The organism is [Mycobacterium] stephanolepidis, assembly GCF_002356335.1.
GTDB classification, from domain to species: Bacteria; Actinomycetota; Actinomycetes; order Mycobacteriales; family Mycobacteriaceae; genus Mycobacterium; species Mycobacterium stephanolepidis.
On sequence record NZ_AP018165.1, the window covers coordinates 4,785,611 to 4,797,124 of the forward strand.

Consider the following 11,514-nt stretch of genomic DNA (forward strand, 5'->3'; position numbering starts at 1 on the left):
CCGGTTGCCACTCATCCGTCACACCGGAGCGCCCACCAACCGCGAGCACGCCAGGTGGGGTTCTCGTGTTGTTTCCTGTCCAGCCATGTTCCGTGGCTAACTTCCAGCCATGGACATGGGTCTGGCGCCCTCGGACGTCATGGATCCGATGTATTGGCTGGGCGATGGCGGACTATTCGGCGGCGCCGTCTTGGCCGGTGTCATGGTCATCGTCTTCATCGAAACTGGCCTACTGTTTCCCTTCCTGCCCGGTGACACGCTGTTGTTCTCCGCGGGGCTGATTGCCGCTCAGCCGAATTCCCCTGTCTCGATCCAGGTGCTGGCGCCATACGCGGCATTAGCGGCCCTGCTGGGAAGTCAATGCGGGTACGTCATCGGACGCCGGCTGGGCCCGGCATTGTTCAAGAAGGAAGACGCACGTTTCTTCAAACAGCGGTATCTGACCGCCTCGCGAGAGTTCTTCGACAGACACGGACCCAAGACACTGCTCGTCGCCCAGTTCATCGGCGTGGTCCGCACCTTCACTCCGGTAATCGCCGGCATGTCCGGCATGCGTTATCCAATATTCCTGCTGTACAACGCTATTGGCAGCGCAGCATGGGGTGTCGGGTTGACGACGGTCGGCTACTTTCTGGGTAACGTCGCCTTCGTCGGCGAGCATCTGGACATCTTCATCCTGGTGATCGCCATCTTGTCGACGCTTCCAGCCGCCGCCACGGCGGCCAAGGTGTACCTGGAGAAGCGGCGCGCAGTCACCGATAACGGCTAGGCACCCGTCGCGGTTTGGCGGTCGTAATGCCGCTTCACCCGCGCGCGGTTGCCGCATTTCGGGGTGCACCATTCCCGACGGGGATGTTCCTTGACGAAGTAGAGCACGCAGTGCGACGCCAGGCAGGCCCGCAGCCGGTGACGTTCCGGGCCACCGAAGAAGTCGATTGCCTGACGCGCGATCAGACCGACCGTCAACCGCGCTTGCGATCCGCGGGCCGTCGCCGCCCTGCTGGGTTCTCCGTTCGCCGGCCACACAAGCTCCGCTCGGGCACGAGCGAGCGTATTGATCGTGGCGACGGCCTGGGTGTGCGTCATGCCGGATGTCGGCGGTCTCGGATCTGCGGTGACCTCTGCGGCCAGACACCGTAGTGCGTCACGCAGAGCCCGCAGATCGTCGGCGATGAACTGGGCGTCCTCCAGCGAGAAGGCAATGGTGTGTGCCCCCGATTCGACCAGTATCCGATCCGCCATCGCCTCGAGCCATGCGTGCACAGGCTCATCGCCCTCCAGAGCATCCCGCACATCGCCGCGCCCACCGCGGACGGTATTCATCAGCTCGACCGGGAGTGGTTCACCCAAGATGGCGGCGATAGTGCCCGACGTGCTCGTTTCCACGCCACGACCTTATCCCTACTAATGGATGGTGCCACTTGTAACCATGTGGCCTATCTAACAGTGCAGAGGAAATACCGTCTAATGTCTAGAGGTTCCTCTAAACGTTAGGACTTTCCGACGGTGGAAGGAACCACCATGAACACCCAGATCACCTCATTCACTCGGTCGGCCATCCGATCGGCAGTTTCGTTCATGGCGGCGCTGGCCGCACTCACAGCGATGACCGTGGCCTCATTCGCATTCACTGCACAGGCCTCTGCATCCGCCGGAGGCGGGTCGTCTGCCGCCGACACCGTGAATCAGCTACAGGCGCAGGGTTACACCGTTCAGTTGAACGGCATCGCAGACACGCCACTGTCTGAGTGTGTGGTGACCGGTGTCGAAGGACTGCGCGGCGCCACCGCTTTCTCCACGGTGTACGTGGACATCTCGTGCCCCATCCACAACTGAAGTCACGCTTCAAACGCTAAACGCGGACCGCCCCCGGTCGTATGGCCGTGGGAGTCCGCGTTTGGCGTATTCGGTTGTCTTGCTTAATCGAACAGGCCGGTGATCGAGATTATTCCGGTCCTGACTGACTGACTTATCACAGGCGATGGCGGATTGCAGCGGATAGCGCTCACGTTATTAGAAACATCGCAAGCAGATCGTCAAAAGCATTGGAGCACAGAGAAAATGACCGCCATCACCGCCACCTCGCAGGCAATCTCCACTAACGCTCGACGCGTTGTCGCCGCGGCCGGCATCGGTCTCGCGATCCTGGTGCCCACCTTCGCCGCCATCGAATTGGCAACGGCTCCCACCTCCGCTCTGGTCGCCGGCGCCGGCAACAACGGCTCAGGGGGCAACAACCGCGACCACGCTCGGCTGGGCACCGGCCAGTACACGATGAACAACTCCGGCCCACAGATGCGGTACACCCCTCCCGCCAGTGGCCAGTACATCGGCGGCATCAACTAGCCCATCCGAAACACTAAGGGCCGCTTCCGGAATAACATCCGGAAGCGGCCCTTTGTGTTGTTCGGCGCTAAGCCCGACGGGGCTAGGGCAAGATCGAGTCCACGTACCCGCCATCGGCGCGAACCGCAGCACCTGTCGTGGCGGAGGCCAGCGGTGAACTTCACGCTGCGCCTCGTCCCAAGGCAGTGACTTGTCGACGAGCTGATAGACGAAATCTTCCACACCCGCGGTGTGCGTGGGCCCGGCGATGACCGAGTTGACGGTGACGCCTGACCCCGCCGCATCCTTCGCGAATCCTCGGGTGACTCCCAGCAGCGCGGTTTTGGAGACCCCGTAGTGGATCATCTCCTGCGGGATGACAATCGCCGAGTCACTGGCGATCTGAATGATGCGGCCCCATCCGGTGTCGATCATTCCCGGCAAGTACTCGCGGATAAGGCGCACGGCGGACAGCACATTCACCTCGAAATAGTTCCGCCACTGTTCATCGGTGATCTCGCGGGCCGGCGCCGCACCGAAGATGCCCAAGTTGTTGACAAGGATGTCGACCTCGGGGAGTTGCGCACGAAGCAACTCGACACCCTCTGCGGTCGAGACGTCGGCGGCAACACCGATCACGCTGCCGTTCTGAAGCCCGACCTCCGCGATAGCCGCGTCGACGCGTTCCTGGGACCGGCCGTTGACCACGGCGCGCGCGCCACTGGCCGCGAGCTGCCTAACAATCTCCAGGCCGATGCCCTGTGCGGAGCCCGTTACTAGCGCTGTCTTACCGGTCAGGTCGATGTTCACGTATTCATTGAAGTCGCGCCGCACCCGAGTTCATTCCCGAACGGGCAATGGGCGGCCGTGACAACCGGAAACACCCCCGGATTGAGGCCGAGGGCGTTTCCGGTTCCACACTGCTCAGTCCGAACAGCAGCATCCACCCTGCTGAGCCGACGCCAACTCCTCCGAGACAACCTCAACCTTGCCGTCAGGACGCCAATCGAACGGGAAAAGCTTGCTCGACTCACCGCGATGCTCATGTGACCACTCAAACCCGACCGAGTGGTCCTTCTTGACCACGCCCCAGGTCGCGATCTGACCGGGCCCGACTTCCGCTCCCGGTGCGTTCGCGGTGGTAACCCGACGACTCGGGTCGGCGGTCGGGCCAGTCAAAGCCTCGACACGTAGATCCACCTTGCCGGGGATCTCCGCACCCCAGCTCGCGAGATCATCGGCTTTGTCGAAGTTGATCGGGACGTACTCGATGCCACGCAGTTCCTCGATGAGGCTCGCGAACTCCGCGGGCCAGCCACCCTCATTACCGGTGAAGATCCGCTCGAGGGCGATGCGCTGGCGGGCATCCGCCGACTCGTCGATGTAGAACATCAGCTTCATGGTCGCGTCCGGGTCGCCTATCCACATGTTCCCCTTGAACTCGCCCTGGGCAACCACGCCCAGATTGCTCAACTCGACGTCACTCCAATGGCCTTCGCTGACATGCCACACCAAGGTGAACAGGCAGTCCCCGTGTGTGGGCTCCTGCGCAAAGCTGCACGGGCAGGGCAGCTTGCAGCTGCACACGTCGAACCAATCGCCCTTGAGATTCCAGTCGTAGGTATCCGTCGCCGACATTTCGTCCATTCCTTTCTATACCCCATAGGGGTATATAACCTCCCGAACGTAGCAGCGGCCGGCGCACCTTGGCAAGTACCCCTAGGGGGTATATTTCGGAGCCGTTGCAAGGCGAGACACATCGATTGATATAGATAGGCGTATGCCCGAATCAGCCTTCGACCCCAGACCCGTCAGAAAGATCTGGCAGGAGCTGGGTGTCCCGGGGATCGTGGACGTGCACACCCACTTCATGCCCAAGCCCGTCATGGACAAGGTGTGGGCGTACTTCGACTCCGCGGGGCCTCTCATCGGGCGCCCCTGGCCGATCACCTACCGCACCGAAGAGTCCCAGCGAGTACAGACGCTGCGAGAGTTCGGCGTGCTCCGGTTCACCTCGTTGATCTATGCCCACAAGCCACAGATGGCCGCCTGGCTCAATCAGTGGGCCGCTCAGTTCGCGGCGCAGACTCCGGACTGCGTGCACACCGCCACCTTCTTTCCCGAAGCCGACGCCGTCGACTACGTGCGCGAGGCAATCGAGGCGGGCGCCGAGGTCTTCAAGGTCCACATCCAGGTGGGGGCGTTCTCTCCCCTCGATCCGTTGCTCTTCCCCGTGTGGGGGCTTCTTGAGGACGCCGCTGTTCCAGTGGTCATCCACTGCGGCTCCGGACCAGCACCGGGCGAGTTCACCGGGCCCGAGCCAATCCGGTTGCTACTCAGGCAGTTCCCCCGGCTGCGCCTGATCATCGCGCATATGGGTATGCCCGAGTACTCCGACTTTCTCGATATCTCCGCGCGGTACGACGAGGTACGTCTCGACACCACTATGGCCTTCACTGCGTTCTCCAACGAGAAGGCGCCGTTTCCGGAATCCGCCTACCCGCGACTCATCGAGCTCGGTCATAAGATCTTCTTCGGCAGCGACTTCCCGAACATCCCCTACGGATATGCCGAGGCGGTCACCGCGCTGCAGGCGTTGCCCGGAGTCGACGACAGCTGGATGCGCGATGTGCTCTACCGCAATAGCGCCGCGCTTTTCCGCATTGACGGCTAGACGAGCGAACCCGCCCGGTAGGCCTCCCGCACCATGAATCGCTGACGTTTTCCACTCGTGGTCCGGGGAATGGTTCGCGCCGGCACCACAATCACCTCATCGAGGGAGAACCCGAAGGCGGCACGTACACCGCCGGCGATGCGCGTGCGAAGTTCCTCATACTCGTCGGCTGTCGCGCGGGTTCCGACGACGGCGATCACCGACTCACGGGCCCGCTGTTCGTCGCGCAAGGAGAAGACGACAGATACCGCACCGGAGCCGGACATATTGTCGATCTCCCGCTCGATGTCATAGGGCGGGAAATTGCGGCCGCGCACGATCAGCATCTCCTTGTGTCGGCCCACCACGAACAGTTCACCATCGGTGAGAAAGCCTCGGTCGCCGGTGTCATGCCAGCCACCCACAGGCGTGGCCACTCCACCGTCTGCTGTGAGGTAGCCCGCCATCACCGATGGCCCCCTCACCTGAATATCGCCGACCGCACCATCGGGCGCGGTCGCACCGCCCGGGGTGACGATCCGAAGCTCCAGGCCATCAACAACCTTTCCGCAGGAGACCACGAGCTCGCCGTCATCCGGACCATGGCCAACTCGCACCCTGCCGAAGGACCGCGCGTCGGGAATACAGGCTTGCAGCGCAACGGTTGTCGCCAGCACCGTCTCGGCCATGCCGTAGCACGGCACCAATACATCTGTCCGCATCCCCAGCGGCGCAAAACTTTCGGTAACCTCGCGCAGCACCGAGAACGCGATAGGCTCGGCGCCGACGTAGGCGTGACGCAGTGACGACAAGTCCACGTCTACCACCGCACCACCACGCGAGATCGCCTCCGCTACCGCCCGATACGCGAATGGAGGTCCTGCGGTATGCGTGGACCCATGCTGGGACATGTGGCGTAACCAGGACACCGGATCCCGCAAAAACCCCATCGGGGTCATCACTCCGACCCGCAGGCCGTAGAGTAGCGCGGCCAGCACCTGGATGAATCCCATGTCATGGTAGAGCGGCAGCCAACTGAACACTCGATCCCGCCCGCGTAATGCCCTTGTGCCATAAGCGATCGCACTGGCGTTGTGCACCACATTGCCGTGCGTCAACAACACTGCCTTAGGGGCCGACGTGGATCCGGAAGTGAGCTGGATGTGGTGGATATCGCCGGGATCGGCACGCGAGCAACGCTTCCAGTCAATCGGTTCAGCGTCGGTCAGCTCGTCATACATCACGACTACCGGGTGCGTGATCGCCACCTCTACCCGCGGCTGTGTGATCACCATGGCCGGGTTCAACACGCCCAGCGCCGCACTCAGATGCGCGACCCCCGCAGATTCCGGTCGCGAAGGCGTCGGCGGCGGTGCTATCCCGCACGGTACCGCGCCCAGCAAGAGCACTGCCAGCAGCGCGGTCAGGTACTCCTCGTCGCTCACCGCAATCATTGCCACCCGGTCGCCACGACGAAGACCCCGTGCAGCCAGCGCCGCAGCACGAATCCTCGTGGCATTAACCAGGTCTACCGCCGCAAGGGTATACAGATGGCGGCGCGAGTCGTAGAAGTCGTTCTGCTCCAACTCCGAGCGCAGCAGCGCGGCGTAATCGATCGCGCCGGAGGCCAGGGCCGGAGCATTAGCCTTCATATGCCGACTAATTGCTATGTCACTCATGCCTGTTCGCGATGTTTCGCCTTATCGCTAAGACGCTGACGGATAAGCACTCCGATATCGCCCACCACCGTGAACGCGAAGGCTTCTTCTTCGGGAATGAAGACCGAGAACCTATCCTCCAGTTCGTTCATCAACGCCATCAGCACCACGGAGTCGACGGGCAAGGCCAGTAGCGGCGAGTCGACATCAACCGCCTCAAGGTCGACCTGTGCCAGATCCTCCGGGGGAAGCAGCCGGGTCAAGGCATCTCGAAGCGCACCGATGACTTCCATATCATCGGGGAGCGCAACGGTTTCGGTCATTTTTCCTCTTTCTCCAGCAACACACCGTCCTCAAGGTGCAGCACCCGATCAGCGATCCCCGTGAGGCGCAGATCGTGCGTGACGATCACCACGGCCGCGCCTTGAGTCCTGGCGGCATCCGCGAGTTGTTCGGCCACCTTCTTCCCGGTAGCCGAATCCAGGTTCGCGGTGGGCTCGTCGGCCAGGACCAGGCCTGGGCGTGCCACCAGGGCTCGTGCGGCGGCGACGCGTTGCTTTTCTCCGCCCGAGAGCGCCGGTGGGCGATGGCCGGTCCGGTGCCCCAATCCCAGCTCGGTCAGCAGTTCCCTAGCCCGCGTCATCGCGGTGTCCTTCTTGACCCCGGCATAACGTAGCGGCAACGCCACGTTCTCAGCGCTCGTCAACGCGTTGAGCAGGTTGTATTCCTGAAATAGGAAGCCCAAGCGCTCCAGGCGGATTCGTGCACGTTCCCGTTCACCGAGCTCGCCAACGTTCTGTCCGTCGATCCGGACGTGCCCCGAACCCGGGGTTAGCAACAGTCCCATGACAAGAAGTGCAGTGGTCTTGCCTCCGCCGGAGGGGCCGACTACCAGAACCACCTCGTGCGGTTTGACTGTCAGATCCAGCCCCCGCAGGGCGCGCACCGCCGCGTCCCCGGTGCCGTACTGGTGTTCCACATTCTCAAGTTGCAGCACAGGATTCATCGAATTCACCTCCGGAAGGCCTGAGCCGGGTCGATCCGTGAGACCCGCCGAACGGGAATCAGTGATCCGATGATCGCCATGACGCCCGTGGCCGCCGCCATCGCGGCGAGCATGGTGGGAGTGACCTGCACTGTGACGTCCCCGAGCCGGTCTTTCACCAGGAACTGCACCCCGTAGGTGACACCCGCGCCCAGCACATATCCGAGTCCGGCGATCAAGGCAGCCTGAGTAATCACAGTGCGGCACAGCTGCGCCGGACGAACACCCAGCGCGCGTAGCACTCCGAAATCACTCATCTGCTCGGTGGTCACCGCGAGCACGGTCAGCCCCACCAGTGCCACCCCGACCAGCGCGGCGATCCCGATCATCGTCTTCAATGGTCGTCCGATCATCGAGATCACAATCGCCCGGCTGTTCTCGGCGAACGTGTCGGAGGTGAGTGCGTCCATTCCGGGCGCCGACTTACGGACCGAATCCGCGACCTGCTCGGAACTGAACCCCTCGGCCGGTTGAACCAGGAAGTAGGACACACGATTTCCCGCGCGCAGTAGACGCGTTGCATCGGGCAGGGAGATGAACGCATAGAAGTTGCCCACGGCGGCCGTTTGGTTCGACAACCCCACGACCGTGAAGTCACCGTCCACGAGCTGCACCGTGTCGCCGACGTGGATCTTGTTCTTCTTGGCGAGGACGCGATCGAGCACGACCTCACCTGGTCCCGCCACGTTGCGCCCCTCCGACAATGACCACGGGCCCCCCACACCGGTGGCCGTGTCGTATCCGACGACGAAGTAGGCGGTATGCCCGCCGTTGTGAACGAAATCCGATGGGAGCCCGAGAATCGGGTCGGCCGACTGCACACCGGGGACCTTCAACAGCCGGTCCTTGCCGTCGGCGGGCAACCACGACACCGCACGGAACATCTGGGAGACGCCGGGCTGGACAACCCACACCGCCCCCTTGGAGTGGTCTATGTAGGTGGTGACCTGATTCGTGGTGCCCACGAAAATGCCCGACATCACCAACACCAGGATTACCGCGACGGCGACCCCGATCACTGAAAGGACAAATCGGGCGCGTTCTGCGACAAGGTTCTTGACGGCGACGATCATCGGATCATCCCGCCGGCCATGGCGCGCAACCTCTGTACGGCCCGGGTAGTGACCGCGACGACCCTGTCGACATCATCCGGTGACACGTCCGGCCCCATCGAGAACCGCACCGTCGCCCTCGCCTGGTCCTCGGTTAGCCGCATCGCCTGCAGCACATGAGAAACCGAGTCTTCTCCAGCATGGCAGGCCGATCCGGTGGATACATAGATGCCGTGCATATCGAGATCATCGGCGAGGGTGTCGGCGCGAATTCCATCAAAGCGCACGCTGATTGTCTCCTCCAGCACTGGCTCTGCCACGTTGAGATGCACACCGCCCACCGCGCCTAGCCCGTCCACCAGTCGCTCGCGCCGGTCCCGCATGCCCAATCGATAGCCCATCGATACCGAGCGCAGACACACGTCGGCCGCGGCGGCCATGCCCAGCGCACCGGGCACGTTTTCGGTACCCGCGCGCAGCCGGTTCTCCTGCGGTCCCCCCCGCATGACCGGCAACAAGTGATGTCCACCGCGTACCAGTAGCGCACCCATTCCCCGCGGGCCGCCGAACTTGTGCGCGGAAACCGAGATCATCGTGGCACCAACGCTTGCCAGATCAAGCTTGCCCGCAGTGTGCACGGCGTCCATGTGGAACGCCGCACCCGACCGTGCGGCGATCTCGGCGATCTCCCGTACGGGTTGGATGGCGCCAGTCTCGTTGTTCGCGTGCATCACCGAGACCAGCCGCGTCTCGCGGCGCAGCGCACGAGCCACGTCCGCCGCATCCACGTGTCCGGTCGACGCGGGATCGACGAAGGTCACCTCCACACCCAGGTCCCGCAATGCATGAGCATTCGCCAGCACGGCCGGGTGCTCGATCGATGAGGTCACCAGGTGGCCTTTAAATCCCACGGCCGCAAAGGTTCCCCACAATGCCAGAGTGTTCGCCTCGCTTCCGCCGGAGGTCAGCACCACCTCCTCGGCATCGGCACCGAACAGCTGAGCGACGGTCCGGCGGGCATCGATGAGGGCGTCGGCGGCGTCCCGTCCAGCGCTGTGTCGGCTCGACGGATTCCCGACCAGCCGGTGCCCGCTCAATATCGCCTGTGCGGCACGCGGATGCAGGGGTGCGGTGGCCGCGTAGTCCAAGTAGATCTCTGCCGACGCTATCTGCGCGGGTGGGCTAAGTACCGGGGAGGGTGCTGACATCTTCGTGAATTCCGTTGCGGTAGTTGTTGGCTAGACGTTGTGCGACATCGGCGCCCAGGGCGGCGACGTGCTGCTGTTCCGGCGAGAGGCCCCCCGCCCATTCCGCAACATGGCCCGCTTCGATCGCCGCGATCGTTTCCACCGGCATGCCGGTGAGCCGCTCGGTGAGGATGGACGCGACTGCCAGGGAAGCCGAGCATCCGTAGGCCTCGAAGCCGACCTGACTCACGGCCTCGCCCTGCACCTGCGCAGTCAGCAGGATCTGGTCCCCGCACACCGGGTTGCCGATGAACGCCGAAACATCAGGTTGCGCAAGGCGACCCGAGTTGCGCGGGTTGGTGAAGTGATCGACCACCGTCGGACTGAACCGGGGCACTAGGCGTCCACCCCTTGAACCGCCCCCGCCGACACCAACTCGCACTCGGAAACGACTTCCCGTGAGTCGATGTACTTTTCGATACTTACTGCGCAGCAGCCCAATTCAGCACCCTGGCGCCGCCGCCGGAACTTCACGGTCTGGCCGGTACGGCCGCAGGGGCAGTCACCCTCGTCTACCTCGCCGACATCGTCCGAGAGCAGGAAGCCGGGGTACGCGGTGTTCAGCGCGTCAAGAATCGCTATTCCGCCGGTCTTCCCGGGTCCAAGCTCGACGGACGCGTCGGTGACGTCCCGGATCGAGATGTAGCACCACGGCGGCACATGTTTACGTTGATGCTCGCACTCGATGGCGAGCATGTTGGACTCGATCATGCCGTACATGTCGCGGATGCGGGTGCGGTCGATGCCCAGCACGCGGTGCGCCTTGTCGTTGAAGTCGTCCCGGCTGATCGAGTTTCCGGTGTATTGCTTCCAGCCGCCCAGCATGATGATCAGTGAGTCGGGGTCGAGGGTGAGCGGAATGTCCTCCAGCTCCAAATACTTCAGGAATCTGGCGATGATGAACGGAGGACCGATCAGGTGCCGGGTCATCCGGCCCTCCCAGCTCCGCAGCTGCGCCAGCGCCTCCTCGGGGTCGAAGGAGTACTCACGCACGATGTAGCGATGGTCATCGAGCATGCCGGTGAGAAGGTTGAAGATCTTGACCATTCCCATCTCGGGCACCTCGGCGGTGGACGGGCACAGGAACAGCCCCGCGCCCTGGGAGATACCGAAGAAGTCCCGGTATCCACCGAAGATTCCGACCGACGCCCGGGTCACCGTCGTCGAATCGCGCCGCGCCACCGATGGCACACCGCTTGTGCCGGTGGAACGAATCTCGATCTCGACATCCTCAAGACCGCAGGTCATGAGCACATGCGCGCCGGCCTGCTTGAACATGCTGACGGGAAGCAGAGGGATGCGCTGCAAGTCGGCCCAGTCGCGGATGTCACTCGGAGTGAGTCCGGCGGCGTCGCACTGGGCACGGTAGAACCCATTGCGTTCGAAGTGCAGCGCGAAGGCCTGACGCACCACGCCGGTGAGCGACGCGCGCCAGTCGTCCCGCGCCACCCGAAGGGCTTCCCCCGGCATCCCGAGCATGGTGACCAATTCCACTGCACGTCTCCTTTGACTGCCTAGCCCACACAGGGCACCG

The 11,514-nt window shown here is 63.3% G+C and carries 13 protein-coding genes and 1 pseudogene; 4 read left to right on the forward strand and 10 right to left on the reverse strand.

Annotation, left to right across the window (positions count from 1 at the left end; genetic code table 11):
* Positions 1-109 precede the first annotated feature (109 nt).
* Positions 110-769 carry a DedA family protein gene (locus tag MSTE_RS23770; RefSeq protein WP_096504920.1) on the forward strand — a complete coding sequence of 220 codons (660 nt, stop codon included), beginning with the start codon at positions 110-112 and terminating at the stop codon, positions 767-769.
* On the opposite strand, the gene MSTE_RS23775 is transcribed toward MSTE_RS23770, so the two are convergent.
* Entirely contained in the window at positions 766-1,386 is a 621-nt protein-coding gene (locus MSTE_RS23775) for a CGNR zinc finger domain-containing protein (RefSeq protein ID WP_096504922.1), read from the reverse strand. The genes MSTE_RS23770 and MSTE_RS23775 overlap by 4 nt on opposite strands.
* A 135-nt stretch (positions 1,387-1,521) precedes the next feature.
* Here MSTE_RS23775 and MSTE_RS23780 point away from each other — a divergent pair, with 135 nt between their 5' ends.
* Entirely contained in the window at positions 1,522-1,836 is a 315-nt protein-coding gene (locus MSTE_RS23780; protein WP_096506327.1) for a hypothetical protein, read from the forward strand.
* A gap of 225 nt (positions 1,837-2,061) precedes the next feature.
* Positions 2,062-2,346, forward strand: coding sequence for a hypothetical protein (locus MSTE_RS23785; protein ID WP_096504924.1), 285 nt, complete (start codon positions 2,062-2,064; stop codon positions 2,344-2,346).
* 82 nt (positions 2,347-2,428) lie between these two features.
* Here the strand turns inward: MSTE_RS23785 and MSTE_RS23790 are convergent.
* Both MSTE_RS23790 and MSTE_RS23795 read right to left on the reverse strand, forming a co-directional pair.
* Positions 2,429-3,135 (reverse strand): annotated as a pseudogene (locus tag MSTE_RS23790) (SDR family NAD(P)-dependent oxidoreductase).
* Positions 3,136-3,249: 114 nt separating this feature from the next.
* Positions 3,250-3,963 (reverse strand): DUF1326 domain-containing protein, encoded by a 714-nt coding sequence (locus tag MSTE_RS23795; protein ID WP_096506329.1) that lies wholly within the window; start codon positions 3,961-3,963, stop codon positions 3,250-3,252.
* 142 nt (positions 3,964-4,105) lie between these two features.
* On the opposite strand from MSTE_RS23795, the gene MSTE_RS23800 reads away from it, so the two are divergent.
* Positions 4,106-4,999 carry an amidohydrolase family protein gene (locus tag MSTE_RS23800; protein ID WP_096504926.1) on the forward strand — a complete coding sequence of 298 codons (894 nt, stop codon included), beginning with the start codon at positions 4,106-4,108 and terminating at the stop codon, positions 4,997-4,999.
* On the opposite strand, the gene MSTE_RS23805 is transcribed toward MSTE_RS23800, so the two are convergent.
* The 7 genes from MSTE_RS23805 to MSTE_RS23835 are packed head-to-tail and all read right to left on the reverse strand — an operon-like array spanning position 4,996 to position 11,474.
* Positions 4,996-6,630 carry an AMP-binding protein gene (locus tag MSTE_RS23805; protein ID WP_096504928.1) on the reverse strand — a complete coding sequence of 545 codons (1,635 nt, stop codon included), beginning with the start codon at positions 6,628-6,630 and terminating at the stop codon, positions 4,996-4,998. The two genes, MSTE_RS23800 and MSTE_RS23805, sit on opposite strands and share 4 nt — an antisense overlap.
* A 23-nt stretch (positions 6,631-6,653) precedes the next feature.
* The gene (locus tag MSTE_RS23810; protein ID WP_096504930.1) at positions 6,654-6,959 is read right to left on the reverse strand and encodes an acyl carrier protein; all 306 of its coding nucleotides are present in this window, start codon (positions 6,957-6,959) and stop codon (positions 6,654-6,656) included.
* Positions 6,956-7,642 carry an ABC transporter ATP-binding protein gene (locus MSTE_RS23815; RefSeq protein WP_096506331.1) on the reverse strand — a complete coding sequence of 229 codons (687 nt, stop codon included), beginning with the start codon at positions 7,640-7,642 and terminating at the stop codon, positions 6,956-6,958. Before MSTE_RS23815 ends, MSTE_RS23810 begins: the two co-directional genes overlap by 4 nt.
* A gap of 5 nt (positions 7,643-7,647) precedes the next feature.
* Positions 7,648-8,754, reverse strand: coding sequence for an ABC transporter permease (locus MSTE_RS23820; protein ID WP_096504932.1), 1,107 nt, complete (start codon positions 8,752-8,754; stop codon positions 7,648-7,650).
* Positions 8,751-9,941: a cysteine desulfurase family protein gene (locus MSTE_RS23825; RefSeq protein WP_096504934.1), complete on the reverse strand. Its 1,191-nt coding sequence runs from the start codon at positions 9,939-9,941 to the stop codon at positions 8,751-8,753. The genes MSTE_RS23820 and MSTE_RS23825 overlap by 4 nt, the downstream gene beginning before the upstream one ends.
* Positions 9,916-10,317 carry an iron-sulfur cluster assembly scaffold protein gene (locus MSTE_RS23830; protein ID WP_096504936.1) on the reverse strand — a complete coding sequence of 134 codons (402 nt, stop codon included), beginning with the start codon at positions 10,315-10,317 and terminating at the stop codon, positions 9,916-9,918. The genes MSTE_RS23825 and MSTE_RS23830 overlap by 26 nt, the downstream gene beginning before the upstream one ends.
* Positions 10,317-11,474, reverse strand: a complete 1,158-nt coding sequence (locus MSTE_RS23835; RefSeq protein WP_096504938.1) for a LuxE/PaaK family acyltransferase — start codon at positions 11,472-11,474, stop codon at positions 10,317-10,319. Before MSTE_RS23835 ends, MSTE_RS23830 begins: the two co-directional genes overlap by 1 nt.
* Between the last annotated feature and the right edge of the window lie 40 nt (positions 11,475-11,514).

Coding starts and splice junctions, on each gene's coding strand:
- MSTE_RS23795 (WP_096506329.1), bottom strand. CDS start 3,963: ATGTCGGCGACGGATACCTACGACTGGAATCTCAAGGGCGATTGGTTC.
- MSTE_RS23785 (WP_096504924.1), top strand. CDS start 2,062: ATGACCGCCATCACCGCCACCTCGCAGGCAATCTCCACTAACGCTCGA.
- MSTE_RS23810 (WP_096504930.1), bottom strand. CDS start 6,959: ATGACCGAAACCGTTGCGCTCCCCGATGATATGGAAGTCATCGGTGCG.
- MSTE_RS23780 (WP_096506327.1), top strand. CDS start 1,522: ATGAACACCCAGATCACCTCATTCACTCGGTCGGCCATCCGATCGGCA.
- MSTE_RS23800 (WP_096504926.1), top strand. CDS start 4,106: ATGCCCGAATCAGCCTTCGACCCCAGACCCGTCAGAAAGATCTGGCAG.
- MSTE_RS23770 (WP_096504920.1), top strand. CDS start 110: ATGGACATGGGTCTGGCGCCCTCGGACGTCATGGATCCGATGTATTGG.
- MSTE_RS23820 (WP_096504932.1), bottom strand. CDS start 8,754: ATGATCGTCGCCGTCAAGAACCTTGTCGCAGAACGCGCCCGATTTGTC.
- MSTE_RS23805 (WP_096504928.1), bottom strand. CDS start 6,630: ATGAAGGCTAATGCTCCGGCCCTGGCCTCCGGCGCGATCGATTACGCC.
- MSTE_RS23815 (WP_096506331.1), bottom strand. CDS start 7,642: ATGAATCCTGTGCTGCAACTTGAGAATGTGGAACACCAGTACGGCACC.
- MSTE_RS23825 (WP_096504934.1), bottom strand. CDS start 9,941: ATGTCAGCACCCTCCCCGGTACTTAGCCCACCCGCGCAGATAGCGTCG.